This is a genomic window from Pseudoroseomonas cervicalis ATCC 49957, from assembly GCF_000164635.1.
GTDB lineage: Bacteria > Pseudomonadota > Alphaproteobacteria > Acetobacterales > Acetobacteraceae > Pseudoroseomonas > Pseudoroseomonas cervicalis.
Window position 1 is genome coordinate 525,259 of record NZ_GG770778.1, and the last position, 4,615, is coordinate 529,873.

A 4,615-nucleotide genomic window follows, 5' to 3' on the forward strand; every position below is an offset into this window, starting at 1 on the left:
TGGCCGCATTGCAGCAGCCGCGCCGCGCTGTGGGCGAGGCCCGCCAGCAGCTCGGCCCGCGCCGGCACCGCGAGTTCCGCCGCCGCGGTCGGCGTGGGGGCGCGGCGGTCGGAGACGAAATCGATCAGCGTCGTGTCCGTCTCATGCCCGACCGCCGAGATCAGCGGGATCGGGCAGGCCGCCGCCGCGCGCAGCACCGCCTCGTCGTTGAAGGCCATCAGGTCTTCGAGGCTGCCGCCGCCGCGCGCCACGATCAGCACGTCCGGCCGTTCGATGCCGGGCGGCAGCCGGGAGAAGCCGTCGATGGCGGCGGCGATCTGCTGCGCCGCGCCCTGGCCCTGCACCGGCACCGGCCAGAGCAGGATGGGGCGCGGGAAGCGGCGGGCGATGGTGGTGCGGATGTCCTGGATCACCGCGCCCTTCTCGCTGGTCACCACGCCGACCAGGCGCGGCAGCAGCGGCAGCGGCTTCTTGCGCGCCTCGTCGAACAGCCCCTCGGCGCCGAGCTTCTTCCGCAGCTGCTCGATGCGGGCGAGCAGCGCGCCCTCGCCGGCGAATTCGATGCGGTCGATGATCAGCTGGTAGTCGCTGCGCTCGCCATAGGAGGAGACCTTGCCGGTGGCGATCACCTCCATCCCGTTCTCGGGGCGCAGCGACAGGCGCGGCACGGCGAAGCGCCAGATGATGCCGCGGATCTTCGCGCCCTCATCCTTCAGCGCCAGGTAGATATGGCCGGAGGGATAGGCCTTGAGCTCGGTGATCTCGCCGCGCACCCGGACCCGGCCGAACTCCCCCTCCAGCGTGCGCTTGATGGCGCCGCTGATCTCGGAGACGGTGAATTCCGGCGTGTTGCTGCGCGGCGGCGCTTCGGCGTCGAGGTCCATCGCGCCGCATCCTACGCTCGCCGGGCATGGCTGGCGAGGGCGCGCGCCGCTTCCCGCCGGCGCGCCGCCGCCTGTGATCGCGCGGGCCTGGCTCTGCCGCCGCGCCCGCGCGGCCGGCGCCCGGATGGCGGTTCGAGCCCTTCCGCCATCCCCCCTCCCATGCTAGCGCGCCCGGCATTCGCCAGGAGGCCGCCCCCCGGGGGCGCTGCCCCGGCGCCGAGAGGGGATCGCGCGATGAAGGTTCTTCTGGTGGGCGGCGGCGGCCGCGAGCATGCCCTGGCCTGGGCGCTGTCGGGTTCCGGCCTGCTGAGCAAGCTCTGGGTCGCGCCGGGCAATGCCGGGATTTCCGACATCGCCGATTGCGTCGCCATCGGCGCCGAGGATGTTCCTGCCCTTGTCGCCTTCGCGAAGGACCAGGCCGTGGACCTGGTGGTGGCCGGGCCCGAGGCGCCGCTGACGCTCGGCCTGGCCGATGCCTGCGCGGCCGCCGGCATCCGCTGCTTCGGCCCCTCCGCCGCCGCCGCGCGGCTGGAGGGCAGCAAGGCCTTCACCCGCGAGGTCGCCACCGCCGCCGGCGTGCCCGGCGCCGAATGGGCGCAGTTCACCGAGGCCGCCGCCGCCCGCGCCTATGTCCGCCAGAAGGGCGCGCCGATCGTGGTCAAGGCCGATGGGCTGGCCGCCGGCAAGGGCGTCGTCGTCGCCGCGACGGTCGAGGAGGCGGAGCAGGCCATCACCGAGATCATGGAGGACCGGGTGCATGGCGCGGCCGGCGCCAGCATCCTGATCGAGGAATGCCTGGTCGGGCAGGAGATTTCCTTCTTTGCCTTGTGCGATGGCGAAACCGCGCTGCCGATGGCGGCGGCCCAGGACCACAAGCGGGTCGGCGATGGCGACACCGGGCCGAACACCGGCGGCATGGGCGCCTATTCGCCGCCCCCCGCCTTCACCCCCGCCCTCGAGGCCGAGGTGATGGACCGCATCATCCGCCCGACCCTGAAAGAGATGGCGAGGCGCGGCACGCCCTTCCGCGGCGTGCTCTTCGCGGGCCTGATGCTGACCGGGAGCGGGCCGCGGCTGATCGAATACAATGTCCGCTTCGGCGACCCGGAATGCCAGGTGCTGATGCTGCGCCTGCAATCCGACCTGCTGGCGGCGCTGCTGGCCGCCTGCGACGGGGAGCTGGACCGCTTCACCCTGCGCTGGTCGAAGGAGGCGGCGATGGTGGTGGTGATGGCCGCGAAGGGCTATCCCGGCGCCTATGCCAAGGGCAGCGTGATCGAGGGGCTGGAGCGGGCGGCGCAGGTGCCGGGCGCGCAGATCTTCCATGCCGGCACGGCGCGGGACGAGCATGGCCATCTGGTCGCCACCGGCGGCCGCGTGCTGGGCATCGCGGCGACGGGCGCCACGCTGCGGGCGGCGCGCGACGCGGCCTATGCGGCGGTGGACGCGGTGGAATGGCCGGGCGGCTTCTGCCGCCGCGACATTGGCTGGCGGGCGCTCGGCCAGGACTGAGGCGCCGAACCGCCGGCGGGTGCAGGGGACCCCGTCCCCTGCTGGGGGAGTTTGAGGGGGCAAGGCCCCCTCAAGGCGCGACGCCCGCCCGCCTGCCTGCTTTCTTGCCTCCTCCCCCTGACGCCGGCACGGACTTAACAAAGCCTTCATCCGCGCTCCGCAGGATGACATGATCGGCCGTGCCGCCGCGGCCGGTCGCGCGGAATCCGGCGGCGGGAGGGCGGAACGGGTGGAATGGTCGCGGCACCGGGCCGTGCGGGATGCGCTGTGGCTGGTGCTGCTGGGCGTGGCGGCAACCCTGCTGGCCATCCAGCTGGAGGCCTATGAGCAGCTCCACGATTTCATGGAGAGCCATGAGGGCTGGCAGCTCGACGAGCTGCTGGTCGCCGCCATGGTCACCGGCTGGTGCGGCTTCCTCTACGCGCTGCGCCGGGTGCAGGATTTGCTGGCCGAGCGCCGGCAGCGGCTGCGCGCCGAGAACGACATCAGCTGGCTCAGCCGGCACGACCCGCTGACCCGCCTGCCCAACCGGGCCGGGCTGGAGGACCGGCTGGCGCAGCCCGACCCGGTCTCCGCCGGGGTGATGCATATCGATCTCGACGGGTTCCGCGGCGTCAACGACCTGCATGGCGTGCAGATCGGCGACGCGCTGCTGGTCGAGCTGGCCGGGCGGCTGCGCGACGCCTTCCCGCAGGACTGGATCGGCCGCACCGGCGCCGACGAGTTCGTGCTGCTGGCCGAGGGCGTCAGCCTGCCGGTGCTGCAGCAGCGCGGCGCCCGGGCGCTGCGGCTGCTGAGCCGGCCGGCCCAGCTGCAGGGGCGGCGGGTGGAGGTGGGCGTCAGCCTCGGCCTCGCCGCGCTGCCGCAGCATGGCGCGACGCTGCGCGAGGCGCTGGCCTGCGCCGGCACCGCCCTGCAGGAGGCCAAGCAGGAGAGCCGCAACGCGCTGCGCCTGTTCGACCCGGCGATGCGCGAGCGGCAGACCGCCCGCGCCCGGCTGGAGCAGGCGCTGCGCGAGGCGGTGGAGAGCGGCGCGATCCGCCCGCACTACCAGCCGCAGGTCGATCTCGCCTCGGGCCACATCGTCGGCTTCGAGGCGCTGGCGCGCTGGCGCCAGGCGGATGGCACCGCCGTGCCGCCCGACATCTTCATCGCCGCCGCCGAGCGCACCGGGCTGATCCACCGCCTGACCGAGCAGCTGCTGCAGCGCGCCTGCCAGGACGCCGCCGGCTGGCCGGCGCCGGTGCGGCTGGCGGTCAACCTCTCCGCCCTGCAACTGGCCGATCCCCGCCTGCCGCAGCGCATCGCCGAGGCGGTGGCGCTGGCCGGGCTGCCGCCGCAGCGGCTGGAGATCGAGATCACCGAGAGCGCGCTGATCCGTGAGGCGGCGCTGGCCCAGCGCATCCTGGAGACGCTGCGCGGCCAGGGCATCCGCGTCGCGCTGGACGATTTCGGCACCGGCTATGCCAGCCTGTCGCAGCTCGCCCGCTTCAGCTTCGACGCCATCAAGATCGACCGCAGCTTCATCCGCGACTGCCTGAGCGACGAGCGGCACATGAAGATCATCAAATCCGTGCTCGGCCTTGGCCAGGGCCTCGGCATCCACATCACCGCCGAGGGGGTGGAGCTGCCGGCCCAGGCCGAGCTGCTGCGCAGCCTGGGCTGCCAGCACGGCCAGGGCTACCTCTTCGGCGCCGCCATGCCGGCCGAGCAGGCGCGCCGCCTCTTCCCCGGCGGGGAGGGCCAGGCCGCCGTGGCCTGAACCGCGCGGCTCAGGCCACGGCGGAGCGGGGGCCGGGGCGGGGGCCGCTCAGCCCTGCTGCAACCGGCGCAGCAGGGCCAGGCGCATCTCCGCCGGGGCATAGGGCTTGCCCAGCACCGGCAGGGCGCGGAAGCGCTCGGGGAACATCGCCGTCTCGCCATAGCCGGTGGCGAAGACGAAGGGGATGCCGCGTGCCAGCAGCGCGTCGGCGATGGGGAAGCTGTTCTCCCGCCCCAGATTGACGTCGAGCAGCGCGATGTCGGGCGCCGCCTGCTCCAGCAGCCGCAGCGCCGCCTGCACGCTGGCGGCGACATCCACCGTCTCCGCCCCCAGCCGGCGCAGCTGGTCCTCGGCATCCATGGCGATCAGCAGATTGTCCTCGACCAGCAGCACCCGGCCCGAGAGCGCCAGATCGGGCGCCGGGGCGGGCGGCGGCGCCTCGGCCCGCGGCGCGTCG

General features: G+C 73.9%; 4 protein-coding genes. 2 read left to right on the plus strand and 2 right to left on the minus strand.

Features of this window, described 5'->3' with window-relative positions; all coding sequences use genetic code 11:
• On the minus strand, positions 1-884 hold an 884-nt coding region (gene xseA / locus HMPREF0731_RS09580; protein WP_007003909.1), incomplete at its 3' end, for an exodeoxyribonuclease VII large subunit.
• Between the two features lie 234 nt (positions 885-1,118).
• On the opposite strand from xseA, the gene purD reads away from it, so the two are divergent.
• Positions 1,119-2,396: a phosphoribosylamine--glycine ligase gene (purD, locus tag HMPREF0731_RS09585; protein WP_007003910.1), complete on the plus strand. Its 1,278-nt coding sequence runs from the start codon at positions 1,119-1,121 to the stop codon at positions 2,394-2,396.
• A gap of 253 nt (positions 2,397-2,649) precedes the next feature.
• On the plus strand, positions 2,650-4,158 hold the full coding sequence (locus tag HMPREF0731_RS09590) for a putative bifunctional diguanylate cyclase/phosphodiesterase (RefSeq protein ID WP_169312280.1): 1,509 nt from the start codon (positions 2,650-2,652) through the stop codon (positions 4,156-4,158).
• 48 nt (positions 4,159-4,206) lie between these two features.
• Here HMPREF0731_RS09590 and HMPREF0731_RS09595 read toward each other — a convergent pair.
• Positions 4,207-4,615 (minus strand): response regulator (locus HMPREF0731_RS09595; RefSeq protein ID WP_007003912.1); only part of this gene is annotated, 409 nt, incomplete at its 5' end.

Excerpts from the sequence above, each read along its gene's own strand:
- purD (WP_007003910.1), top strand. The coding sequence starts at position 1,119 with ATGAAGGTTCTTCTGGTGGGCGGCGGCGGCCGCGAGCATGCCCTGGCC.